At 44.0% G+C, this 22,135-nt stretch carries 24 protein-coding genes and 1 other RNA gene; 15 read left to right on the top strand and 10 right to left on the bottom strand.

Annotated features, from left to right (window positions below; all coding sequences use genetic code 11):
- The first annotated feature begins 128 nt into the window (after nucleotides 1-128).
- The 4 genes from QUF19_RS14660 to QUF19_RS14645 all read left to right on the top strand — a co-directional run bounded on the left by QUF19_RS14660 (nucleotide 129) and on the right by QUF19_RS14645 (nucleotide 4,759).
- A complete protein-coding gene (locus QUF19_RS14660; protein WP_029223491.1) occupies nucleotides 129-1,292 on the top strand; it encodes a phosphoglycerate kinase in 1,164 nt (387 codons plus the stop codon).
- A 155-nt stretch (nucleotides 1,293-1,447) separates the two neighbouring features.
- Entirely contained in the window at nucleotides 1,448-2,524 is a 1,077-nt protein-coding gene (fbaA, locus tag QUF19_RS14655) for a class II fructose-bisphosphate aldolase (RefSeq protein ID WP_004735492.1), read from the top strand.
- Between the two features lie 378 nt (nucleotides 2,525-2,902).
- Nucleotides 2,903-3,769: a small-conductance mechanosensitive channel MscS gene (gene mscS, locus QUF19_RS14650; protein ID WP_054547455.1), complete on the top strand. Its 867-nt coding sequence runs from the start codon at nucleotides 2,903-2,905 to the stop codon at nucleotides 3,767-3,769.
- Between the two features lie 468 nt (nucleotides 3,770-4,237).
- Nucleotides 4,238-4,759, top strand: a complete 522-nt coding sequence (locus tag QUF19_RS14645) for a TetR/AcrR family transcriptional regulator (RefSeq protein ID WP_286294768.1) — start codon at nucleotides 4,238-4,240, stop codon at nucleotides 4,757-4,759.
- Between the two features lie 66 nt (nucleotides 4,760-4,825).
- On the opposite strand, the gene QUF19_RS14640 is transcribed toward QUF19_RS14645, so the two are convergent.
- Complete coding sequence (locus QUF19_RS14640) at nucleotides 4,826-5,455, bottom strand: LysE/ArgO family amino acid transporter (RefSeq protein ID WP_286294767.1); 630 nt, start codon at nucleotides 5,453-5,455, stop codon at nucleotides 4,826-4,828.
- A gap of 142 nt (nucleotides 5,456-5,597) precedes the next feature.
- Here QUF19_RS14640 and QUF19_RS14635 point away from each other — a divergent pair, with 142 nt between their 5' ends.
- Both QUF19_RS14635 and QUF19_RS14630 read left to right on the top strand, forming a co-directional pair.
- On the top strand, nucleotides 5,598-6,494 hold the full coding sequence (locus tag QUF19_RS14635; protein WP_029223489.1) for a LysR family transcriptional regulator ArgP: 897 nt from the start codon (nucleotides 5,598-5,600) through the stop codon (nucleotides 6,492-6,494).
- Nucleotides 6,495-6,604: 110 nt separating this feature from the next.
- On the top strand, nucleotides 6,605-7,318 hold the full coding sequence (locus QUF19_RS14630) for an oxidative stress defense protein (protein WP_286294766.1): 714 nt from the start codon (nucleotides 6,605-6,607) through the stop codon (nucleotides 7,316-7,318).
- A 120-nt stretch (nucleotides 7,319-7,438) separates the two neighbouring features.
- On the opposite strand, the gene serA is transcribed toward QUF19_RS14630, so the two are convergent.
- The 5 genes from serA to zapA all read right to left on the bottom strand — a co-directional run bounded on the left by serA (nucleotide 7,439) and on the right by zapA (nucleotide 10,797).
- Nucleotides 7,439-8,668, bottom strand: a complete 1,230-nt coding sequence (gene serA / locus QUF19_RS14625; protein WP_286294765.1) for a phosphoglycerate dehydrogenase — start codon at nucleotides 8,666-8,668, stop codon at nucleotides 7,439-7,441.
- A gap of 261 nt (nucleotides 8,669-8,929) precedes the next feature.
- On the bottom strand, nucleotides 8,930-9,586 hold the full coding sequence (rpiA, locus tag QUF19_RS14620) for a ribose-5-phosphate isomerase RpiA (protein WP_286294764.1): 657 nt from the start codon (nucleotides 9,584-9,586) through the stop codon (nucleotides 8,930-8,932).
- A 102-nt stretch (nucleotides 9,587-9,688) separates the two neighbouring features.
- Nucleotides 9,689-10,288: a 5-formyltetrahydrofolate cyclo-ligase gene (locus QUF19_RS14615; protein WP_286294763.1), complete on the bottom strand. Its 600-nt coding sequence runs from the start codon at nucleotides 10,286-10,288 to the stop codon at nucleotides 9,689-9,691.
- A 6-nt stretch (nucleotides 10,289-10,294) separates the two neighbouring features.
- Nucleotides 10,295-10,477, bottom strand: a non-coding RNA gene (gene ssrS, locus QUF19_RS14610) — 6S RNA.
- Nucleotides 10,478-10,488: 11 nt separating this feature from the next.
- Complete coding sequence (gene zapA / locus QUF19_RS14605; protein WP_192889420.1) at nucleotides 10,489-10,797, bottom strand: cell division protein ZapA; 309 nt, start codon at nucleotides 10,795-10,797, stop codon at nucleotides 10,489-10,491.
- 307 nt (nucleotides 10,798-11,104) lie between these two features.
- On the opposite strand from zapA, the gene QUF19_RS14600 reads away from it, so the two are divergent.
- From QUF19_RS14600 to QUF19_RS14590, 3 genes are read left to right on the top strand one after another with little or no spacing between them, the layout of a single operon-like run.
- On the top strand, nucleotides 11,105-11,680 hold the full coding sequence (locus tag QUF19_RS14600; protein ID WP_017108131.1) for a YecA/YgfB family protein: 576 nt from the start codon (nucleotides 11,105-11,107) through the stop codon (nucleotides 11,678-11,680).
- Nucleotides 11,681-11,704: 24 nt separating this feature from the next.
- A complete protein-coding gene (gene ubiH / locus QUF19_RS14595) occupies nucleotides 11,705-12,883 on the top strand; it encodes a 2-octaprenyl-6-methoxyphenyl hydroxylase (RefSeq protein ID WP_286298902.1) in 1,179 nt (392 codons plus the stop codon).
- Between the two features lie 11 nt (nucleotides 12,884-12,894).
- Nucleotides 12,895-14,118 (top strand): FAD-dependent 2-octaprenylphenol hydroxylase, encoded by a 1,224-nt coding sequence (locus QUF19_RS14590; protein WP_017077791.1) that lies wholly within the window; start codon nucleotides 12,895-12,897, stop codon nucleotides 14,116-14,118.
- Between the two features lie 135 nt (nucleotides 14,119-14,253).
- Here QUF19_RS14590 and QUF19_RS14585 read toward each other — a convergent pair whose 3' ends face one another.
- The 3 genes from QUF19_RS14585 to ygfZ form a co-directional block, all read right to left on the bottom strand.
- Entirely contained in the window at nucleotides 14,254-14,460 is a 207-nt protein-coding gene (locus QUF19_RS14585; RefSeq protein WP_017108134.1) for a DUF1107 domain-containing protein, read from the bottom strand.
- 564 nt (nucleotides 14,461-15,024) lie between these two features.
- On the bottom strand, nucleotides 15,025-15,486 hold the full coding sequence (locus QUF19_RS14580) for an aminoacyl-tRNA deacylase (RefSeq protein ID WP_286294762.1): 462 nt from the start codon (nucleotides 15,484-15,486) through the stop codon (nucleotides 15,025-15,027).
- A 4-nt stretch (nucleotides 15,487-15,490) separates the two neighbouring features.
- Nucleotides 15,491-16,462 (bottom strand): tRNA-modifying protein YgfZ, encoded by a 972-nt coding sequence (gene ygfZ, locus QUF19_RS14575; RefSeq protein ID WP_286294761.1) that lies wholly within the window; start codon nucleotides 16,460-16,462, stop codon nucleotides 15,491-15,493.
- A gap of 167 nt (nucleotides 16,463-16,629) precedes the next feature.
- On the opposite strand from ygfZ, the gene QUF19_RS14570 reads away from it, so the two are divergent.
- Together QUF19_RS14570 and QUF19_RS26450 are read left to right on the top strand one after the other, a co-directional pair.
- Complete coding sequence (locus QUF19_RS14570; RefSeq protein WP_004735374.1) at nucleotides 16,630-16,890, top strand: FAD assembly factor SdhE; 261 nt, start codon at nucleotides 16,630-16,632, stop codon at nucleotides 16,888-16,890.
- On the top strand, nucleotides 16,838-17,266 hold the full coding sequence (locus tag QUF19_RS26450) for a protein YgfX (RefSeq protein ID WP_353505916.1): 429 nt from the start codon (nucleotides 16,838-16,840) through the stop codon (nucleotides 17,264-17,266). The genes QUF19_RS14570 and QUF19_RS26450 overlap by 53 nt, the downstream gene beginning before the upstream one ends.
- 109 nt (nucleotides 17,267-17,375) lie before the next feature.
- Here the strand turns inward: QUF19_RS26450 and nadB are convergent, their stop codons facing one another.
- A complete protein-coding gene (gene nadB / locus QUF19_RS14560; protein ID WP_017108682.1) occupies nucleotides 17,376-18,992 on the bottom strand; it encodes an L-aspartate oxidase in 1,617 nt (538 codons plus the stop codon).
- A gap of 389 nt (nucleotides 18,993-19,381) precedes the next feature.
- Here nadB and rpoE point away from each other — a divergent pair, with 389 nt between their 5' ends.
- Genes rpoE through QUF19_RS14540 form a run of 4 tightly spaced genes read left to right on the top strand, consistent with a single transcriptional unit; the run spans nucleotide 19,382 to nucleotide 22,036 of the window.
- On the top strand, nucleotides 19,382-19,960 hold the full coding sequence (gene rpoE, locus QUF19_RS14555) for an RNA polymerase sigma factor RpoE (protein WP_008223963.1): 579 nt from the start codon (nucleotides 19,382-19,384) through the stop codon (nucleotides 19,958-19,960).
- 26 nt (nucleotides 19,961-19,986) lie between these two features.
- Nucleotides 19,987-20,610 (top strand): sigma-E factor negative regulatory protein, encoded by a 624-nt coding sequence (locus QUF19_RS14550; protein ID WP_029223232.1) that lies wholly within the window; start codon nucleotides 19,987-19,989, stop codon nucleotides 20,608-20,610.
- Nucleotides 20,607-21,569 carry a sigma-E factor regulatory protein RseB gene (rseB, locus tag QUF19_RS14545; RefSeq protein ID WP_286294753.1) on the top strand — a complete coding sequence of 321 codons (963 nt, stop codon included), beginning with the start codon at nucleotides 20,607-20,609 and terminating at the stop codon, nucleotides 21,567-21,569. The genes QUF19_RS14550 and rseB overlap by 4 nt, the downstream gene beginning before the upstream one ends.
- Entirely contained in the window at nucleotides 21,566-22,036 is a 471-nt protein-coding gene (locus QUF19_RS14540; protein ID WP_017108684.1) for a SoxR reducing system RseC family protein, read from the top strand. The genes rseB and QUF19_RS14540 overlap by 4 nt, the downstream gene beginning before the upstream one ends.
- The last annotated feature ends 99 nt before the right edge of the window (nucleotides 22,037-22,135 follow it).

The following is a 22,135-nucleotide window of genomic DNA, read 5'->3' as shown; positions in this document are numbered from 1 at the left end:
TTGAATTAAATGCTAAGTGTCCACATATTACTAGTAGTTAAAGAATTACCAGTTGAATAATTTATAGGCTTAGCAGGGTTGCTGAGTTTCCAAAACTTTATTTTTATTTAAATTTGAGAGGACAAATCATGTCTGTGATCAAGATGACTGACCTGGAACTTGCAGGTAAACGCGTATTTATCCGTGCTGACCTAAACGTACCAGTAAAAGACGGTAAAGTAACTTCAGATGCACGTATCCTAGCATCTCTACCAACTATCAAACTTTGCCTAGAAGCTGGCGCAAAAGTTATGGTTACTTCTCACCTTGGTCGTCCTACTGAAGGCGAATACAACGAAGAGTTCTCTCTAGCTCCTGTAGTTAACTACCTAAACGACGCACTAGACTGCGAAGTTAAGCTAGCGAAAGATTACGTAAATGGCCTAGAGCTAAACGCTGGCGAACTAACTGTTCTTGAAAACGTTCGCTTTAACAAAGGCGAGAAGAAGAACGAAGAAGCACTTTCTAAGCAATACGCTGCACTATGTGACATCTTCGTGATGGACGCATTCGGTACAGCTCACCGTGCTCAAGCTTCTACACACGGCGTTGGTACTTACGCTCCTGTAGCATGTGCTGGTCCTCTTCTAGCTGCTGAGCTTGAAGCTCTTGGTAAAGCAATGGACAACCCAGCTCGCCCACTAGTGGCTATCGTTGGTGGTTCTAAAGTTTCTACTAAACTAACTGTTCTAGAATCTCTTTCTAAAATCGCTGACCAACTTGTTGTTGGTGGTGGTATTGCGAACACGTTCATCGCTGCTGAAGGCCACAACGTAGGTAAGTCTCTATACGAAGCTGACCTAGTTGAAACTGCTAAGAAGCTAATGAAAGAGTGTGCTATCCCAGTAGCGACTGACGTTGCATGTGCTAAAGCATTCGACGAAAACGCAGAAGCTGAAATCAAGCACGTTTCTGAAGTTCAAGACGACGACATGATCTTCGACCTTGGCCCAGATTCAACTGCAGCTCTAGCTGAAATCATCGGCAACGCAAAAACAATTCTTTGGAACGGCCCTGTAGGCGTATTCGAATTCAAAAACTTCGAAGCGGGTACTGCTGGCATTTCTAAGGCAATCGCTGACTCTGAAGGTTTCTCAGTAGCAGGCGGTGGTGACACGCTAGCAGCTATCGACAAGTTCGGTATCAAAGCAGATGTTTCTTACATCTCTACTGGCGGCGGCGCTTTCCTTGAGTTTGTTGAAGGTAAAGTACTTCCTGCAGTAGCAATGCTTGAAGAGCGTGCTAAAGCATAATTGATTTAGAAAGGCGAGATGTGAATCTCGCCTTTTAACGTTTGCTGCATATCACACTTTTTTGCTAGAATGGCATAAGTTGTGAGCAAACGATTGCAAATTTTTAAACTTAAGTTTTTTAATCTTAAAACGATAGAATAAATAGGACTATTTCCATGTCTAAGATCTTCGATTTTGTAAAACCTGGTGTGATTTCTGGCGATGACGTACAGAAAGTATTTGAAGTAGCAAAAGCAAACAAATTTGCTCTTCCTGCAGTAAACGTAATCAACACTGATACTATCAACGCTGTTCTTGAAGCTGCTGCTAAAGCAAAAGCTCCAGTTGTTGTTCAGTTCTCTAACGGCGGTGCTGGTTTCTTCGCTGGTAAAGGCGTTAAACTTGAAGGTCAAGGCGCACAAATTCTTGGCGCTGTAGCTGGTGCAAAATACGTTCACGCAGTAGCTGAATCTTACGGTGTTCCAGTTATTCTTCATACTGACCACGCTGCTAAGAAACTTCTTCCATGGATCGACGGTCTACTAGACGCTGGTGAAGAGTTCTTCGCACAAACTGGTAAGCCACTATTCTCTTCTCACATGCTAGACCTTTCTGAAGAGTCTCTAGAAGAGAACATCGAAACATGTGCAGCTTACCTAGCTCGCATGGCTAAACTAAACATGACAATCGAGATCGAACTTGGTTGTACTGGTGGTGAAGAAGACGGCGTTGATAACTCTGATATGGACGCATCTGAGCTTTACACTTCTCCTGAAGATGTTGCTTACGCATACGAGAAACTAAACGCAGTTAGCCCACGTTTCACTATCGCAGCTTCTTTCGGTAACGTACACGGTGTTTACCAAGCTGGTAACGTTGTACTTACTCCAACTATCCTGCGTGACTCTCAAGCATACTGTGCTGAGAAGTTTGGCATTGCAGCTGACGCTCTTAACTTCGTATTCCACGGTGGTTCAGGTTCTTCAGAAGCTGAAATCCAAGAGTCTATCGGTTACGGCGTTATCAAAATGAACATCGATACTGATACTCAGTGGGCTTCATGGGATGGCGTTCGTACTTACGAAGCTGAGAACCGTGATTTCCTACAAGGTCAAATCGGTAACCCAACTGGTGAAGCTGCTCCAAACAAGAAGTTCTACGATCCACGCGTATGGCTACGTGCTGGTCAGTCTTCAATGGTTACTCGTCTTGAGAAAGCATTCGCTGACCTTAACGCTGTAGACGTACTGTAATTCTTTGAATTAAGTATTCTTTAAGTTTTAAAAACCCGCTCATTGAGCGGGTTTTTTTATGTCTGATAAAAACTTGTATTAAATATGTGAAAAACCTAGCGTGCGGTGAATAAATTTCGTAGTCTTTTAGTTATCGGTATTTGTGTTTATTGGTAAGTTTTATTAATTCAAAAGCTTACATAAATATGACTTTGCAATCTGTCAAAGATAGGATATCGTGCCGAAAAACTGAACTTGGTTCAGTTTATAAAAAAGGACTTGGCTTTAATTTACTTTTAACACAACGACTTAACGTAAATTAAACGGTTTGTTTTGTTGTTGGGTAAGTTTGGCTTAAGGCAGTTTAGCTCATAGCATATTATATAGAGGATGCACATTATGGCTGATAGTTCGACAGCGATTGAGACTCCACTTGTGGATGGTTTGTCTCACGCAGAGCAGTGGTTAACAAATAACTCAGATCTGTTTATTCAATACGGTGTAAACATTATCTCAGCACTGATAATTCTATTTATTGGTAACCTTATTGTTAAAGCAGTAGCGAATAGCGTGTCTAAGGTTCTTCAGAAGAAGAAAATGGATCGAGCAGTTGTGGAATTCGTCCATGGTTTAGTTCGTTACTTATTGTTTGTTATTGTTTTAATTGCTGCACTTGGTCGTTTAGGCGTTCAAACTGCATCTGTGGTTGCTGTTATTGGTGCGGCTGGTTTAGCGGTAGGTCTAGCGCTACAAGGCTCACTATCTAACTTTGCAGCTGGTGTACTTATCGTTGCATTCCGTCCATTCAAGTCTGGTGACTACGTGGAAATTGGTGGTGTAGCAGGTTCGGTTGATTCAATTCAAATCTTCCAAACAGTTCTAACAACGCCAGACAACAAGATGGTAGTAGTGCCGAACGGTAGCGTTATTGGTAGCCCAATCACGAACTACTCTCGTCATGATACGCGTCGTATTGATCTAATGATTGGTGTTTCTTACAACGCCGATCTTCAGAAGACAAAAGCGCTGCTGACTAAGATCTGTGAATCTGATGAGCGTGTACTGAAAGAGCCTGGTGTTCAAGTTGGTGTTCACACACTAGCGGATTCTTCAGTTAATTTTGTCGTTCGTCCATGGGTTAGCACTGCAGAGTACTGGAATGTTTACTTCGACCTGATGCAAGCAATCAAAGAAGGCTTGGATAATGAAGGTATCGAAATCCCATTCCCGCAAGTGGATGTACACATGAATAAAGTAGAAGCTTAATTTCTAGTTAGCTTTTATAGCTATAAGCTTTTATAAGGAAAGGCGGATAACTTAGGTTATCCGCCTTTTTTGTTGTCTTCAATATCACTACTCCTGTTCGTTCGTTGTTATCACTGTTTAGCTTCTTTTCTTTGTATATCTTTATTTAGCGTTTTACTCGACGTCGGCCATAACGATGTTTTCAGCATTGCATATAAAGGTTTTCTTACTTCTTTGCCTCCTAAAATTGCCAGTAGACATAATCCACCGGGGATAAGAATAATCATCAATAGTGGTCGAAGTAGATAAGAGAAACAAAAGATAGTGGGTAAAAAAATCAGTACTTGTCCCAGTCGGTTTAATATATTCATCATGTCCGTATCTCCAAAATAAAATGAGCGCGCTCATTTTTATAATTGAGCGCGCTCAATTTGTCAAATTAGAGCACTAAGAGTATGATCAAGCTTGATTTGAGAAGGGTGTATTTTCGTGAGTAAGAGAGAGATAACGAAACAGAAGATCTTAGCGTCTGCTTGGGAGTTGTTTGGGGAGAATGGTTATGACAACACCACAACTCGCCAGATCGCTCGCCACGCGGGTGTGGCAGATGGCACGGTGTTTAGTCATTTTGAAACCAAGCTGATGATTCTTCGAGAAGGGATGCTATCGCAGTTGGAAAAGATTGGTCAGGAGGTGTTAGCTGCTGAGCAAGATAAACGTGCTGTGGATGCCGGTATCTCGCTGATTGAACACTACTATCGCTATTATTTTGATAATGTTGAGTTAAGTCGAGCGTTACTCAAAGAGGTCATTTGGGATTTAGACTATTATCGCACCTTTGATCAGGCACTCTTTCAAACGGTTAATGTTGATGCATCTATTTCTGAAAAAATGCCATTGATTATGGATAGCTATTTCATGACCTTAGTAAGTCACTTGAGCCAACCGGAACCAAGCCTTGAAGCTGCGCTGAGTGAACTGAACAATAAAATTCGAGTTATTTTAACGTAACTCATTATATTAATGAGTTACTTACGGTGTGCCTGGCTTAGTCGGTAGTCTCTGTTCTTTAAGTGATTACCAGTATTGCTCGATCAGTCCATTGGTAAGCACTGCAGCAATGGCAAACATCATGGTCGCGACTGCGATATCAATGCCTTTCTTAACATTTGGTTTAGATAGTGTTGGGCCTAGCTTTGCTGCGCCCAATGACAGAGAGTAAAACCAAACAAACGAAGCCAAGATCGTGCCCATAGCAAAAGCAATTCTGTCGTTACCTTCAAACTGCCCGCCAATAGATCCTAGAATCACCACGGTATCCAAATAGAGGTGTGGGTTTAATACTGTTACCGCCAATGCACCTAAAATAACGGTGCGCTTACCGCGAGCTAATATCTCACCCTTTGATTCATCATTGGTACGTGTTCTGAACGCACTGCGCAGGGATAGCAAGCCATAAATTGTAAGAAAGGCGATACCACCCAATGTCACTGAGGTGAGCAGTAATTCATTTTTCGATAGGATCGCTCCGCCACCAAAAATACCCAGTGAGATGAATAAGGTATCGAGCAGACTACAAATCGTTGCTGTGGTTAGGTGGTGATTGCGTTTTATCCCTTGATTTAAGACGTACGCATTCTGAGCGCCAATAGGGATAATCATGCTTGCCCCTAGACCAAAACCTTGTAATAAAACCCAAAAATTCATTTTAACCTCCACTTAATTAACGATATTTACGTGCTATATGGCGAAGATACTCTGACCTTTTAAATAAGTATAATTAATGATTTTAATCTATTATTAGACTTGCTAATGTGATTGATAGTTAGGTTAAAAAGGAAGCAAGTTGATGCGTGGATTGGATTACAAATGGATCGAAGCACTGGATGCCGTGGTGAAACAACGCAGCTTTGAAAGGGCAGCTGAGCAACTCTATATCTCCCAATCGGCGGTGTCTCAACGCATCAAACAACTGGAAAAGTGGTTAGCCCAACCCGCGCTTGTGAGAGAGAGCCCGCCAAGGCCAACACCGGCAGGAAAAAAATTGTTGGGTTTGTATCGTCGTGTTCGTTTGTTAGAGCACGAGCTTGTCCCTGAATTGATGAATGAAGAGGGTACTCAACCTCTTTCCCTATCCATAGCGACCAATGCGGATAGTTTGGCGACATGGCTGTTGCCTGCGTTATCTGATGTGATGAATTCACGTCAAGTTGAGTTGAACCTTGCGATTCATGGTGAGTCGAGAACGATAGAAAAAATTAAGAGTGGAGAAGTAGCAGGGGCGATCAGTCTTGAATCACAGCCTATCCCTGGGTGTAGCGCTGACTATCTCGGCCGTATGGACTACGTGTGTGTGGCGAGTCCTAGCTTCCATCAACGTTACTTCTCTGATGGAGTGAACTATTCGACATTAACAAAAGCGCCTGCGGTTTCGTACGACCAATACGATGATCTGCATAAGAAGTTTTTGCATGATCATTTTAATGTTCCTAGAGACAGTGTTATCAATCATACGGTAGGCAGTTCAGAAGCTTTTGTTCGACTCGCCTTATCTGGGGTCGCCTATTGTTTGATCCCTCGGCTGCAGATTATTGAAGAGTTGGAATCTGGGACATTGATTGATGTTACGCCGGGTTTCTTGTTGTCTTATCGTATCTACTGGCACCACTGGCAGCTTGAAAGCGGGGTGTTGAAAGAGATCTCTCAAGCCATATTAAGTTATGCTCACAACCACTTACCTCAGTAAGTTGTTGGTTTTTTCATCGTCAAAGTTCTGTTAGAAGTTAGGTCTCAGGATTGGCTATGCGGCAAATTACTCTATGATAAAAGAACATTTGTTCAGCATGGGTTTTCCTAATGAAGTTTGTACCAAAAATCTTAACAACGTCTCTTACTCTTACTGCAGCGTTGAGTGCTGTGAGCTTTCCGTCATTGGCAAACTCTCCCTCTTTCCCGCACATTTCAACGACGGGCTATGGTGAAGTAGTTGCGACACCTGATATGGCAACATTTTCTGTTAGAGTCGTAGAATCTACGATGACCGCTGAACAGGCTAAAAATACCGTTGATAAAGTCGTGACAGGCTTTCTCAATAAACTGCATCAAGCCGGTGTTGATGAGGCTAGCGTACACAGCTCTAACCTGTATTTATCTCCTCAATACCATTACCCGAAAGATGGTAAGCCTGAACTGGTTGGCTACCGTGCTTCACGTAATGTGACGGTTCAAGTTAATGATTTAGCTAACCTAAATGACTACATGGATATTGCTATTGGTCAGGGCATTAACCAGATCGATAACATTCAACTGCAAGTTCGTGATCAAGCTAAGTATCAAGAGCAGGCTCGTTTAGAAGCAATCAAGGATGCGAGATCGAAAGCCAAGTCATTGGCGAGTGGTTTTGAGCGTGATCTAGGTGATGTGTGGCGCGTGGACTACAACGCACAGTCTTCACAGCCCGTGCTAATGCGTTCAATGGCGATGGATGCAAGAACAGAATCGAACTCTTATGAAGATTCAACGATCACCATTCGTGATCGTGTCAACGTGATCTACCAACTAGAAGAGTAGTGAACGCACCTTAAGAAGATTTTGGATCATCATGATCTTATTGCCTACTATAGGCCAAATACTAAAAAGGCTCTCATTGCGAGAGCCTTTTCTGTTTTTACTTATGGTCTAATTCGATGATTAGTGAAGAAGACGAGCACGGATTGTGCCTTCGATCTCTTTCAATTTAAGCAGAGCTTCTTGTGAACGATCGGCTTCCACATCAATAACCACATAACCCATATCAGCAGCAGTTTGTAGATACTGACCTGCAATGTTGATGCCTTCTTCAGCGAAGATGGTGTTGATCTGAGTAAGAATACCTGGACGGTTTTCGTGGATGTGTAGCAAACGAGAAGTGCCAGTGTGTAGCGGTAGAGATACCTCTGGGAAGTTAACACTTGATAGCGTAGAACCGTTATCAGAGTATTTCGCTAGCTTGCCTGCTACTTCAACACCGATGTTCTCTTGTGCTTCCTGAGTTGAACCACCAACGTGAGGGGTAAGAATCACGTTATCGAACTGCATCAATGGTGACTCAAATGGGTCAGCATTGGTTTTTGGCTCTGTTGGGAAAACATCGATCGCTGCACCCGCAATATGACCAGAATCTAGAGCACCACACAGAGCTGGGATATCAACAACAGTGCCACGTGCGGCATTGATGAAGATAGAACCAGGCTTCATGCGGTCAAATTCTTCTTTGCCCATCATGTTCTTGGTTTCATTGGTTTCTGGAACATGCAGAGAAATGACATCACACTTGTTCAGAAGATCAGTCATGGTATGGACTTGAGTTGCGTTACCCAAAGACAGCTTGTTTTCGATATCGTAGAAGTAAACACGCATACCAAGGTTTTCAGCAATAATACCCAGTTGAGTACCAATGTGACCGTAGCCAATAATACCTAAACGCTTGCCACGAGCTTCGTAAGAGTTGTCTGCACTCTTTTTCCAGATGCCACGGTGAGCAAGAGCATTCTTTTCTGGAATACCACGCAGTAGCAATAGAACCTGACCAAGAACCAGCTCAGCAACACTTCGAGTGTTTGAGAACGGTGCGTTGAACACAGGGATACCACGTTTTGCTGCCGCTTGAAGGTTTACTTGGTTAGTACCAATACAGAAACAACCAACTGCAACTAGCTTTTCAGCCGCATCAATAACTTCTTGGGAGATGTTTGTGCGAGAACGGATACCAATGAAGTGAGCATCTTTAACTGCTTCAAGAAGTTCATCTTCAGGTAGCGAGCCTTTGTGGTACTCAATGTTTGTGTAACCAGCGGCTTGCAGTACTTCTACAGAAGAAGGGTGAAGACCTTCTAGAAGTAGAATTTTTATTTTTTCTTTTTCCAGTGAAACTTTGGCCATTGTTCTCGTCCTTAAAATGGAAAGGTTGGGCAAATGCGGCGCACGTGCTACAAAATGGCTGAAAGGGGAACAAATTCACCACTTTGTCAGGAGACAAACGTTTTCCCTGTGCGTCTTCTGAACAATAAAGTAACAAAAAAAAAATGTTTTGGGTAAGAAAATTACGGAATAAGACATAATTTTACAGGTATAAAGCAAAAAAAACGGCGCCCTTGGGCACCGTATGTAATGAAGTAACAGAAAAACTCAATCTTCTATTATTTATTCTTCGATTTTTGCACCTTCAGGCGTGCCTGTGATAACCACATCTGCGCCGCGATGAGCGAATAGACCAACCGTCACCACACCAGCGATACCATTGATAATATCTTCTAGTTGTTTTGGATTTTCGATCGCCATGCCGTACACGTCTAAGATCACGTTGCCGTTATCCGTTGTGCAACCATCGCGGTAAACTGGGTCACCACCAAGTTTCACTAGCTCGCGAGCTACGTATGAGCGCGCCATTGGAATAACTTCAACAGGAAGAGGGAATTTACCTAAAACATCAACCGCTTTCGTGCCATCTACGATACAAATAAATTTGTCTGAGATTGCCGCTACGATTTTTTCACGAGTAAGAGCAGCGCCGCCGCCTTTGATCATGTCACGTGAACCGTTAATTTCGTCAGCACCATCAACATAAACGTCTAGTTTGAAAACGTCGTTGCACTCAAAAACTTTGATTTCTAGTGCTTCTAGTTTTTCAGTAGAAGCGACAGAGCTTGAAACCGCACCTTTGATTTTGTCTTTCATTGTGCCAAGTGCGTCGATGAAGTGATTTACTGTTGAGCCAGTACCGACACCTACAATGCTGCCTTCTTCAACATATTGAAGTGCTGCCCAGCCAGCTGCTTTTTTCATTTCATCTTGAGTCATGCCATTCTCCTGAATAAGGTCTTGCGCTGTGAATTAATCGTTCGCGTATTAAAGTTAACGTTTGTATATCGAGGTTAACGTTTGCGGCGCGATTATAGCGCTTTAATGGTTGTTTTCCCATTGCCAAGTTTTACTCGGAGTCACGATTTTAGGTAACGGAATGTCCCAACCTTCAATAGGTAAGCGATCGACATGTTGGCAATCGTGCGCGAGACCAATCGGGGTTGCGCCATTGCCAGTCTCAAACCATCGAGCCAAAGTGCGATCGTAATACCCACCGCCCATGCCTAAGCGATGGCCCTGAGAGTCAAAGCCCACCAAGGGTGTGAGAATAAGATCGAGTTGCTGGCACGGTTTAACGAGCAATTGATTCAGCTGAGGTTCAACGATTCCGTACTTATTGAGGACGGTCGGTGTGTCTGGAGAATAGTGAAGAAATAACAGGTGTCCGGCAGAGAAGGGGTGTAATACTGGTAAATAAGTTTGTTTACCTTGCGCCCATAACCATTCAATTAAAGGCTGGGTATCGAGTTCGCCATCAATAGAAATATAGAGTGCAATATGCTGAGCAGATTGAATTTCCGCAAGCTGAGCGCACTGCTGGACTAAATCTAAACCGGATTGAGTTTGCTGGTCGCCCGTTAAGGCATTGCGTTTGATGCGGATCTGTTTGCGAAATTCGCTGCGTGTGAGCGTCTTCATAAGAAGGGATACCCCAAAGTGCCGTTGAGAATAGATGGCCCTTGAACCAGCGAGTTCAAGGCGGATCAGCAATGATTACCGTAGGCTTCTCGGCGGACCGAGCATGCTCAATAGCACTCAAGTACTAACCCTTAGGGATTGCTTATCGGCTCGGGGACGTGAATCCTCTGACAAACACTCCAGGGTAAATTTTGTGTACGCTATTGCTGTCCGTGCTTAACTTTACTGAGGACATCGGAAAGTGATGTCGTGAGCTGTTCCATTCGCTCGGTCAGTGCGTCTTGTTCGTCGCTTGCTTCAAACTTCTTAGTCTGTAGCTCATAACAAATATTCAGAGCTGCGATCGTTAGCAGCTTCACTTCATTGGTTACCTTAGTACGTTCAGCCATCTCTTTCAATCGATTATCAAGATCGGCCGCCGCTGCAATTAATGACTCTTCTTGCCCAGGAGGACAATTAACTCGAGTCAGTTTTCCTAATATTTCAACGTCTACCGCTTGATTACTCATGATGGATGAACTCTTTAACGCGCTATTTTTAAGGCTGTTGCACTTTCTCATTTTTGAAAAAGAAAAAGAGCAAACACCGCTGAGGAAGCAATCTCCTCTGAGGGAGAAACTATAGGTAAACCGCTATTAAGATTCAAGCTTTTCAGAGTGACTGTTTGTAAATGAGAGCTTGAGCACACAGTAATTCAGCAAATTGAACATTTGGTAGTCAGTCATCCTTCAATTGCTGGGGATCGATGCTTACCAGAATTGGGGTGAAGTGGTACGATTATACTATCGATATAAAGAATAACTGAGCGAGCTACTGATGAGCGAAACTACTTTACCTGACTACCTAACGGTTGCGACTGAACTTCAATCGGCAAGCCTAGCCGTAACACCTGCTGAAATGCATGGTCTGTTAACGGGTATGTTAAGTGGAGGTTTAAACCTTACAGATAAAAGCTGGCAGCCACTGATCTTTGATTACACCAATGAAGGCATGGGTTGGCCTGATCGTGTCTTAACGTTAGCTGAAGCAACATTAAAGGTGACGACCAGCGAAATTACCGGTTCTGGCATGGAATTATCTATGTTGCTGCCTGATGAAGACGCAAGTGCAAGCTTGTTTGATCTTGCTGACGGTGTTTCTGATTGGATTAACCACTTTATTTCTGGTTTGGGTCTAGTGGGCGCTCCGTTAAACAAAGCGTCTGATGGCACTAAAGAAGCCTTGGCTGATCTGGAAGAGATGGCGAAGCTGGGTATTGATGAAGAAGACGACTTAGAAGAACAAGCACAGCTTCTAGAACACGTTATCGAGCATGTTAAAGCGTGTGCATTAACGATTCATGCTGAGTTTGGTGCTCGTCCATCTGAAGATGCCGCTCCAACCATTCACTAATTCGTTTGCTCGCTTGAGGTTATGATGGCTCAGTATGATGTTGTAATTGCTGGTGGTGCAATGGCGGGGGCAACCTTAGCCCTTGCTCTGAACCACTTAAGTCAAGGCTCTCTGTCTATTGCAGTAGTGGAGCCTTATCAGGTTGATCATCAAGCTCATCCTGGATTCGATTCTCGTTCTATCGCTTTGTCCTATGGCACAGTGCAGATCCTTGACTCTTTGCAGTTGTGGCAATCTATCGCTCCCGTTGCAACCCCGATCAAAGATATTCATGTATCAGATCGAGGCCATGCTGGAATGACAGACATCTACAGTGAAGACCTTGCAGTTGATGCGCTTGGCTATGTAGTCGAGTTGGCGGATGTTGGTCGGATCTACCAACAGAAATTAGAATCAGAAGCTGCAATTACGATGCTTTGCCCTGATTCTGTTAGAACCGTTGAACGTGATGAATCGTTAACGACGATTGAGCTGACAAGTGGGCAAACAGTAACTACTAAGTTATTGGTTGCCGCTGACGGTGCTATCTCAACCTGCTGTCAGCAACTGAATATCTCATTGAGTGAACATGACTTTGAACAAGTTGCGGTGATTGCCAATATTGTTGCTAGTGAACCCCATCAAGGTCGAGCCTTTGAACGTTTTACCCATCATGGGCCAGTTGCTCTGTTACCGATGAGCGACAACCGTTTATCTCTGGTTTGGTGTTTATCACCAGAGCAAGCACAGCAAGTCACCGCTTTAAGCGATGATGAATTTCTTGAGCAACTGCAGAAAGATTTTGGCTGGCGATTGGGCCGATTAGAAAAAGTGGGCAAGCGTGCGAGTTACCCATTAATCCTTCGTCATCGCCAGCAGAATATTTCTCATCGCTTTGCGATCGTAGGCAATGCCGCTCAAACGCTTCATCCCATTGCGGGCCAAGGTTTTAACCTCGGCATTCGTGACGTCGCCTCTTTGGCGGAAGAGTTATGTAACCAACTGGATGATGTTGGGCGTTACACTGGTCTTGTTAACTTTAGAAAGCGTAGAGAACAAGACAGAGACACAACGATTACGTTGACTTCAAGCCTCGTTCATCTGTTCTCAAACGATTTTTTGACCGCTCGTATTGGGCGAAATCTTGGGTTAGCCGTAATCGATAACCTCCCATCTCTTAAAGGTCCACTTTTGCGTCATACGCTTGGCCTAGTAGATAGATAAGGTAAAAAATAATGATGCAAAGTGTTGATATCGCCATTGTGGGTGGTGGCATGGTTGGCCTAGCGCTTGCGGCCGCATTGAAAGACAGTGACTTAAGAGTTGCGGTGATTGAAGGCAAAGCACCCAGTGAAGGGCTTAGTGAATTACCTGATGTTCGAGTGTCGGCCCTGAGCCGTTCGAGTGAGGTTATTCTGCGTAATCTAGGCGCATGGCAAGGCATCGAACAAAGACGTGCAGCGCCCTATCAAGCGATGGAAGTGTGGGAACAAGACAGCTTTGCTCGCATTGAGTTTGACTCGACGCGTTTGGCACAGCCTAACCTAGGACATATTGTAGAGAACCGCGTAATTCAATTAGCGCTGCTTGATCAGGTTAAGAAGCAAGATAATGTCAGCCTATACATGCCAGCTACGTGCAAAACGATGGCGATTGGTGAAAGTGAAGCATGGTTAACGTTAGACAATGGCCAAGCGCTGACCGCTAAGTTAGTTGTTGGCGCTGACGGTGCAAACTCTTGGGTTCGCAAACAACAAGATATCCCGCTGACACATTGGGATTATGGCCACAGTGCGATTGTCGCGAACATTAAAACAACAGAGCCTCACCACAGTGTTGCTCGTCAAATATTCACACCGCAAGGGCCGTTGGCGTTCTTGCCAATGCAGCCAACGAATATGAGCTCTATCGTTTGGTCTACGGAACCAAATCGTGCCGAGAAGCTTGTATCCATGTCGGACGCTGATTTCAATAAACAGCTGACAGCTGAATTTGATACCAAGCTTGGATTGTGCGAAGTGGTTGGTGAGCGTTTTGCCTTCCCGCTGCGCATGCGATACGCGCGCGATTTCGCGGTAGAGCGTGTAGCTTTAGTTGGTGATGCTGCTCATACGATTCACCCGTTAGCGGGGCAGGGTGTCAACCTAGGGCTATTAGATGCTGCAAGCTTAGCGCAAGAGCTGCTAACGCTGTGGGCTGCTGGCGAGGATATTGGTACTAAGCGTAACCTTCGTGGCTATGAGCGCTGGAGAAAAGCTGAGGCAGCTAAGATGATTGCGTCTATGCAGGGCTTTAAAGATCTGTTTGAAGGCGATAATCCAGCTAAGAAGCTGATTCGTGGCATCGGTATGAAGCTTGCGGGTCAACTGCCTGGCGCGAAAGATGAAATCATGAAAAGAGCACTTGGCCTATCAGGAAACCTTCCTGACTTAGCAAAACGCCCTGTGACTCACCGATAGGGATTTAATGGTTAAGTTGTTGAGCATTCATTATGAATTACTCGCGGCAGAACAGTTTTCAGAATCATAAGTACTAAAAAAGGGTTGGCATTAATATGCCAACCCTTTTTATTTAGAATTCTTTAGATAATCAGATCAGGCGTATGCACAACGCAGCTTCATGATTTCACTGTTGATCTCTTTCACGGTTTGAAAATGACGTTTCTCTGCTCGCTCCGGTAATACGAGCTTGCCATTATCAAACTCAAATTTGCCGACGCCGTAAATGTAGATTCGTCCTTTGAAAAGTCGACTTACATGTTTAGCAATCATACCCGGTGTATAGCGCTTAAACAGTCTCATTCTTAATTATCCTTATATTTACCTAGCCTGCATATTATAGAAAAAATCCGTGATAATAATTGTGATAAGCGTGGATTAATATGCAGCAGAGTTGACGTTTATTAGATATTTGTGCTGTTCTAAGCACTTCCTGTAGTAAATATCTATTTTTACGTGAGCTTCTCCTCAAAATAATAGTGAGTAGGGAAACTGCCGTGAACTTTCCTGTTCGGTATTAAGCAGTAGAGATGTTACAAGTATAAGAATAGGCGGGATTTTTTTATTTGTGTAATCAAATTGTAAATTTTAGACATAAAAAAAGCCCGTCTAAAACGGGCGAATAGTCACAGATGCATTACACAAAAGTGGATACTGATGTTACTCAGTGGATTCACTTGTACTGATTTACCTAAAGGCTAGTCAGTAAATTAACAATAACGCAGATTTAACCTTGTGACTACTTATGCTTTTAATTTGATTAAATATTTACTATTAATGTGTTTTTCTTATGACGAACTTCACACAAAATATGTATTTAATGAAAACTTTAACTGAGGTTTGCGATCAATTACGCCTTAGAGTCGATCATCGACTGATCTCTGCGACGATAGGGGCACACAAAGCCATAAGATCATCGAGATCCAGTGCGACGCCAGCCATTCGATCGCCAGAGCTGATCGTCACGAAGGCGTTGTTCTGCAGAGAAGGATCAAAAATGATCGGCATGTGTCTCTTCAGAGCAAGCGGCCCAACACACCCAGCTTTAAAGCCAGTGATGGATTCAACATCTTTTAATGATACGCAGGTCATTCGGCGGCAATTCAGTACCGAGCGTACTTTCTTAGGGTCGACAGAGCGATCACCTGCAATACAAGCTAACGCATACTGGTTTCCCATATCCTTGAGCAGGATACACTTGACCATTTGAGAGGCATCGATGCCTCGTTCTTGCGCTGTCTCTTCGATGCTGGTGGTTGGTTTACTTTGCATCAGCAGGCGATAGTCCACCTGCTGTTGATCCAACCATTGTGTAATCAGTGTTTCCACGTGGTTACTTTTCGTCAAGGCTGTAAGGCAGTGGCAGAATGTTCCACACTTGATCAGGCTGCGCAGTCAATCGAAGCTGAACGTCGTCATCAAGGTTGTTTGGCAATACCATCAAACCAATCGCTTGGTTATCAGCATATTGATAGACGTTTAATAATCGGCCTGCACCACGCCAGTTCTCACCCACGCTGCGTTCTAGTTCAATCGCATTCTCAAGAGACAGTACATCTGAAGTCGTTCCCGAAACAATGCGCATTTCACGCTTGTTCATGCCACGGTACTTAGCTCGAGCAACCGTTTCTTGACCTGTATAGCAGCCTTTTGAAAAGCTGATACCGCCAATTGCTTGCAGGTTAAGTGCTTGAGGAATGTGTTCGTTTTGCTCTGCTTTCGATAGGTTCGGCTGAGCATCAAGAATTTCATGATACTGCCAAAGCGCTTCCGATACTTTTTCTGCAGTGCTGCTTGATACCAAGGCTTCGGCTGCTTCTTGCGTAACAAGCAGAGCCCAACGGTTGTCAGAGACTTGAACCGCTGTGCCACCAGAGATAACACGTACGTTACCTTGGCTTTCTGAAATAGAATCAATGTATTGATCCGCAGACGCGCCCATGACACCGATAACAACGTCAGATGTTTGCTCTATATCAACCTTAGAGAACACCGCGTACTTCTTGATTTCAACTAACTCGACTTCAATTGCCGATTTAGGCTGCATGAGTGCGTAGCCGCCATTGTGGTGGAATAGGCGGAAGATACTCCATACCTTTCCTTTCGCATCACAATGCGCACCTAATGTAGATTCATCATTAGGAAGAGTGACGACATCGCACGTAACTTGACCTTGTAGGTACGACTTTTTGTCATCGCCTATCATGGTAATTGCGCTCCAATCAGACACGTGTGTCATCATCAGTTCTGGAAGCGATTCATTTTGCGTATGAGCGAGCGGCTGAAATGTGTTTTTCCAATCCATTTTATCTTTCCTAAGAATTTTATTTGGCTCTATGTTAATCCGGTTCTGTTTCTTTGTCAGCCTAGGTTTTTTTGTGAGCTTAGATAGGGACTGTGACTCACATAGTAGTTGCAGAGCGTATGACTTGTTACACTCCGAGAAAGAAAAATTATAGGTGAGGATAGCCAATGTACACTGCAGAGCAGAAAGCACGAATTAAATGGGGTTGCCGTCGCGGCATGTTAGAACTTGATGTAGTCATCATGCCATTTTTTGAAGAGTGTTTTGATTCATTGCAAGAGCAGGAACAGCGCGAGTTTGTTTCTCTATTAGAGTGTGATGACCCAGATCTGTTTACTTGGGTGATGGGACACGGGCGCAGTGAAAACCTAGGTCATGCATCAATGGTTGATAAAATTGTCGCACATAACCTCAGCAAGGTTCGTTAGGCTTCAGCTTAACCCTTCATATTCCGCATTATTTGCAAAAGGCACTATTTTTGGGTGCCTTTTGTTTTTCATCGTATTCTCTTCCATCTCCCTTGTTGCCAGTCTCTACTGTTTGCATCTCATGATCTCTTTATTCAAAACCGATACGGTTGTGGTTAATGCGGCTCAAGGTCGTTTCGATTACAAGCTTGATGGGGAAGTTAGATTGAATGACCAAAGTTATGTTCTCAAGACCGTCGATAAGGTTTGGGCGCAATTTTTCGTTAAGCTGAGTTTTGAATGTGGACATTCAGTCCTGTTATGGCGAGATAGTTGTGATGAACGTGAGTATCGACATTTTCTCGCCAACCTACAACGAGCCCGCGAGATAAACTAGAGCATCAAATAAAAGAAAGCGTAGATAAAAGAAAAGAGAGCACTTGGCTCCCTTTCATTTGATTGTTTTTGGTTAACGCATTAAGTCGCTAACAACTTTTAACCAATGGTTATGATTGGTTTCTCTCTGGTGTGAGAATAGTTGGGCCGCTGTCTTCTGCAAGCTCTGGGTAATCCAACGTATAGTGCAGACCTCGGCTCTCTTTACGTTGCATCGCACAACGCACCATCAGTTCAGCCACTTGCAATAAGTTACGCAGTTCAAGCAGGTTGTTCGAAACCTTAAAGTAGCTGTAGTACTCATGAGTTTCTTGCTGCAGCATCTGAATACGGCGCATTGCACGTTCTAGACGTTTATCCGTTCGAACAATCCCCATGTAATCCCACATGAACAGTCTTAGCTCGTGCCAGTTGTGCTGAATGATCACCTCTTCATCACTGTTGGTGACTTGGCTTTCATCCCATGCAGGCAGTTCAGCACACAGTTGAGATTGGTCGATGTTCTCAACAATATCTTTCGCTGCTGCCCATGCGTATACCACACACTCAAGCAATGAGTTTGAAGCCATACGGTTTGCACCGTGTAAGCCGGTGTAGCTCACTTCGCCAATCGCATATAAGTTAGTTAAGTCGGTTTGACCTTGCTTATTCACCATTACACCACCACAAGTGTAGTGGGCAGCCGGTACGATAGGGATCGGCTCTTTGGTCATGTCGATACCCAAATCCATCAAACGCGTGTGGATCATTGGGAAATGCGCGGTGATGAATTCTTCAGGCTTGTGGCTGATGTCTACATACATACAGTCTGCGCCTAAACGCTTCATTTCGAAGTCAATCGCACGAGCAACCACATCACGAGGAGCCAGTTCACCACGCTCGTCAAAGTCCTTCATGAATCTTGAACCATCAGGGCGACGTAAATATGCGCCTTCGCCACGTAATGCTTCCGTCAAAAGGAAGTTACGCGCTTCTGGGTGGAATAGGCATGTTGGGTGGAATTGGTTGAATTCGAGATTTGCGACACGACAACCTGCACGCCAAGCAATAGCAATACCATCACCTGAAGAGACATCAGGGTTCGAAGTGTATTGGTAAACCTTGGAAGCGCCGCCAGTTGCTAGTACCACAAACTTAGCACGCACGGTTTCTACGTGTTCTTGGTTACGGTTCCAGATGTAGGCACCGATAACCTTGTCTTTCGAACCACCGACTTTATCTTCTGTGATCAAATCAAGCGCATTGTGGCGTTCGAAGATCTCGATGTTGGGGTGATTATTGACGTTGTCTTGTAGTGAGGTTTGCATCGCCATGCCAGTTGCATCGGCAGCGTGCAAAATTCGGCGGTGGCTGTGTCCACCTTCACGAGTGAGGTGATATTTAGGTTGACCTTCGGTGCTGTTCTCATCTTTATCAAATGGAACACCGCCATCAATTAGCCACTGCACACACTCTTTTGCATTTTCAGCAATGAATTGAACTGTATCTTCTTCACATAGCCCAGCACCAGCAATTTGAGTATCTTCTACGTGAGACTCAATACTGTCTGATTCATCGAATACCGCGGCAATACCACCTTGTGCGTAATACGTCGATCCTTCGCTACGTGGTCCTTTGCTTAATACAATTACTTTTGCATGTTCTGCTACACGTAAGGCTAATGACAAGCCTGCCGCACCACTTCCTACCACTAATACATCACACTGATGTTCACGGTTTGCGTTCATAAAACTTATTAAATCCCGGGCTATAGTAGAGTTGTCCACTCTCAATTGACTCTGTCTTGTTTTAGGAGTTGGGGTAAGACTGTTATAATCCCCGCAGTGCCATCCTAAAACGCTATGCAAAATCAAGATATAGACAGCTATCTAGAAATATTTAATTGCTCAATACCATTGCTTTTGCTCAAATTTCCCCAAATTAATAGGGATAGCTATTTTTATTACATCACATTGTGAAACAATAATGGCAAATAATTTTAAGAAAGTTGGAACTTTCAGTATTTGGCTTAGTCACAATAGTGCTCTTGTAGACGGTGGTGTCAATACTACATTTCGCATAATTAGTACCCATATCTGCGAAGGTAAGGGTTATAACAATAGGAGTACCCGCTCGAATGAACGAGCAGCTAACCGATCAAGTGTTGATTGAGCGAGTGCAGAGTGGAGATAAGCAGGCATTTAACTTACTAGTGGTTAAGTACCAAAATAAAGTTTGTAACCTTATCTCTCGATACGTGAATAATTCTGGTGATGTACCTGATGTAGCACAAGAAGCTTTTATTAAAGCTTACCGCGCGATACCTAATTTTCGTGGCGAAAGTGCCTTCTATACATGGTTGTACCGAATTGCCGTGAACACCGCTAAAAATCATATTGTTGCTCAGAGCCGAAGGCCGCCAGCAACAGATGTTGATGCAGAAGATGCAGAATATTACGAAACAGGCAGCGCGTTAAAAGAAATATCGAACCCTGAGAACTTAACGCTGTCCAAAGAATTGAAACAGGTCGTTTTTGGTGCGATTGAAGCGTTACCAGAAGACTTAAAAACTGCAATGACGCTGCGTGAGCTCGAAGGTTTGAGCTACGAAGAGATTGCAGAAGTAATGGATTGCCCTGTAGGAACCGTACGTTCGCGTATTTTCCGAGCTCGTGAAGCAGTGGAAAAGAAAATTAAACCTCTTTTACAACGCTAGAACTTGTAATAATTATGGTGAAAATAATGGCTGATAAAGAAAAGCTTTCGACACTCATGGATGGAGAAATGATCGACAAAGCTCTGATTGCAGAGTTGGAGTCTGATCAAGAAAGCATGGATACCTGGCAGAATTACCATTTAATTGGTGATGTAATGCGTGGGGATGCGCCAGAAAGTCAAGGTTGGAACATTGCTAACAGTGTTGCCGCTGCGCTTGAAAGCGAGCCAGCACACGGTTCAATGTCGAACTTGCACCAAGTGAATGTAGAACCTGTTGTTGCTCCAATTGAAGAACAACCGAAACCTCAACAAGCGAAGCGCCAGCTTCCTGCTTGGTTACAACAGTTTGGACAAGTTGCCGTTGCAGCCTGTGTTTCTCTAGCTGTTGTGTTAGGTGTTCAACAATATGGTGGCAGTGACCCAGCAGCACCAGAACAGCTGCCTGTACTCCAGACGATTCCGTTTGCGGGTTCTGCTGAACCAGTAAGCTTAACGCGTGACTCTGTTGAGAAACCAGCATCTGAAGCTAACTTGCAAGAGCAGCGCAAACGCGTTCATGCACTGTTAGAAGATTATGAGTTACAGCTAAGATTAAACAGTGATGCATCGCCAATGCAAGATGCACATCTAGAATCGGACATTGAATGAAGAAAATCCTGGTCAGTGCACTGACACTGTTCAGCTTGATGTCTCCAACGGCCTTTGCAGAGGAAATTACTGCAAAGGCGTTATTGCATCAAATGAACGAGGCCAGTCAGCATCTAAATTACGAACTCTCCTATATTTTGATAAAGAAGAGCAGTATTGAACCTCTGCTTTATCGTCATGCAGTTAACGACGACCAACAACTAGCACACCTTGTTTACTTAAGCGGCCCTGTTCGCGAAGTCATTCGACGTGGCGACGAAGTTAGCTATATAGAACCGGGTACAGAACCATTCACTATCCAGTCTGGCAGTATGGTTGCACCTGTCATTCCTATGATTAACCGAGATATTGACGCGCTCAACGACTACTACGATTTCGTTAAAGTTGGTCGAGCTCGTGAAGCTGGAAGTACCACACAAGTGTTGCGAGTGGTTCCGAAAGATGGGCTTCGCTATTCTTATGTCGTATGGGTTGACGAAAAAACCAATCTTCCTTTACGTGCCGATCTTCTTGATCGTGACGGTGAAGTCTTAGAACAGTACCGCACTATTTCTTACGTGGTGAATGACAAAATTGCAGAGGCGATGGGAGGCTTAAATAGCGCTCAACTGCCGAAAGTACTGTCATTGCCTGAAGGCTTAGTGAGTGAAACAAACTGGGAAGTGTCTTGGATTCCGGAAGGCTTTAAGTCAAAAGAACTCAGTCGTTATCCTATGGCGGCAACCAATAAAATGGTTGAGAGCCAACTGTTCAGTGATGGATTATTCAGTTTCTCGGTGTACGTTGCCGATAAAGATGAACATTCATTGAAAGGTCAGTTGGTGCGTCAAGGACGCAGAACGTTACACAGTTTAGTGAATGGAGACCGCGAGATCTCTGTGGTGGGTGATATTCCGCCAGCAACCGCTAAGCGTATTGCTCAATCGATCAAGTTTGCTAATTCGGTTGCAGCGCAATGATGACCGCGCTTGCTACCGTCAGCTCAGTCGAACAAAAAGGTAAGCAATTTTTTGTTCATCTGAGCTGCGAACAACAAACCAGTTGCAGTAGCTGTTCTTCTCAAAAAAGCTGTGGAACCGGTATTGTCACTAAAGCTGTCGGTAATAAATCTTTGTTTTGGCAGCTGAAAACCAAAAGTTTAGTTAAAGCAGGACAAATCGTAGAAATTGGCTTTCCCGAAAAAAGCCTACTTCAGTCGGCGGCGATTGTTTACCTCATCCCACTTTTCATGTTGATGATTGGTGCTGGTTTTGGACAACTCTTGTTACAACCCTTACTCCAAGGGGGCGAGGGCATTGTTATCTTAAGTGCTGCGCTGTTTACTGCTGGTGGCATTGCCTTAGCGAAGCGGTTAGCCAAACCGATGGAAGACAAATCCAAGCAAGAAGTCGTCTTGATTCGAATCCTAGGCGAGCCTCTCGTCTAATTTATGATGCTTCTTGCCCTTAAATTGGGTAGAATCTGCCAACTTGATTGAAATGCCGCCACCAATGCTGACTGTAGATTGGACGCGTCGCGGCTTTCT

The sequence above is a fragment of the Vibrio sp. FE10 genome, from assembly GCF_030297155.1.
Taxonomy (GTDB): Bacteria; Pseudomonadota; Gammaproteobacteria; order Enterobacterales; family Vibrionaceae; genus Vibrio; species Vibrio apostichopi.
This window is presented reverse-complemented; position numbering and strand designations above follow the sequence as displayed.

What these genes read in the sequence shown, in the direction of transcription:
- QUF19_RS14660 (WP_029223491.1), top strand. Translation starts at nt 129, where the DNA reads ATGTCTGTGATCAAGATGACTGACCTGGAACTTGCAGGTAAACGCGTA.
- fbaA (WP_004735492.1), top strand. Translation starts at nt 1,448, where the DNA reads ATGTCTAAGATCTTCGATTTTGTAAAACCTGGTGTGATTTCTGGCGAT.
- mscS (WP_054547455.1), top strand. Translation starts at nt 2,903, where the DNA reads ATGGCTGATAGTTCGACAGCGATTGAGACTCCACTTGTGGATGGTTTG.
- QUF19_RS14640 (WP_286294767.1), bottom strand. Translation starts at nt 5,455, where the DNA reads ATGAATTTTTGGGTTTTATTACAAGGTTTTGGTCTAGGGGCAAGCATG.
- QUF19_RS14635 (WP_029223489.1), top strand. Translation starts at nt 5,598, where the DNA reads ATGCGTGGATTGGATTACAAATGGATCGAAGCACTGGATGCCGTGGTG.
- QUF19_RS14630 (WP_286294766.1), top strand. Translation starts at nt 6,605, where the DNA reads ATGAAGTTTGTACCAAAAATCTTAACAACGTCTCTTACTCTTACTGCA.
- serA (WP_286294765.1), bottom strand. Translation starts at nt 8,668, where the DNA reads ATGGCCAAAGTTTCACTGGAAAAAGAAAAAATAAAAATTCTACTTCTA.
- rpiA (WP_286294764.1), bottom strand. Translation starts at nt 9,586, where the DNA reads ATGACTCAAGATGAAATGAAAAAAGCAGCTGGCTGGGCAGCACTTCAA.
- QUF19_RS14615 (WP_286294763.1), bottom strand. Translation starts at nt 10,288, where the DNA reads ATGAAGACGCTCACACGCAGCGAATTTCGCAAACAGATCCGCATCAAA.
- zapA (WP_192889420.1), bottom strand. Translation starts at nt 10,797, where the DNA reads ATGAGTAATCAAGCGGTAGACGTTGAAATATTAGGAAAACTGACTCGA.
- QUF19_RS14600 (WP_017108131.1), top strand. Translation starts at nt 11,105, where the DNA reads ATGAGCGAAACTACTTTACCTGACTACCTAACGGTTGCGACTGAACTT.
- ubiH (WP_286298902.1), top strand. Translation starts at nt 11,705, where the DNA reads ATGGCTCAGTATGATGTTGTAATTGCTGGTGGTGCAATGGCGGGGGCA.
- QUF19_RS14590 (WP_017077791.1), top strand. Translation starts at nt 12,895, where the DNA reads ATGATGCAAAGTGTTGATATCGCCATTGTGGGTGGTGGCATGGTTGGC.
- QUF19_RS14585 (WP_017108134.1), bottom strand. Translation starts at nt 14,460, where the DNA reads ATGAGACTGTTTAAGCGCTATACACCGGGTATGATTGCTAAACATGTA.
- ygfZ (WP_286294761.1), bottom strand. Translation starts at nt 16,462, where the DNA reads ATGGATTGGAAAAACACATTTCAGCCGCTCGCTCATACGCAAAATGAA.
- QUF19_RS14570 (WP_004735374.1), top strand. Translation starts at nt 16,630, where the DNA reads ATGTACACTGCAGAGCAGAAAGCACGAATTAAATGGGGTTGCCGTCGC.
- QUF19_RS26450 (WP_353505916.1), top strand. Translation starts at nt 16,838, where the DNA reads ATGCATCAATGGTTGATAAAATTGTCGCACATAACCTCAGCAAGGTTC.
- nadB (WP_017108682.1), bottom strand. Translation starts at nt 18,992, where the DNA reads ATGAACGCAAACCGTGAACATCAGTGTGATGTATTAGTGGTAGGAAGT.
- rpoE (WP_008223963.1), top strand. Translation starts at nt 19,382, where the DNA reads ATGAACGAGCAGCTAACCGATCAAGTGTTGATTGAGCGAGTGCAGAGT.
- QUF19_RS14550 (WP_029223232.1), top strand. Translation starts at nt 19,987, where the DNA reads ATGGCTGATAAAGAAAAGCTTTCGACACTCATGGATGGAGAAATGATC.
- rseB (WP_286294753.1), top strand. Translation starts at nt 20,607, where the DNA reads ATGAAGAAAATCCTGGTCAGTGCACTGACACTGTTCAGCTTGATGTCT.
- QUF19_RS14540 (WP_017108684.1), top strand. Translation starts at nt 21,566, where the DNA reads ATGATGACCGCGCTTGCTACCGTCAGCTCAGTCGAACAAAAAGGTAAG.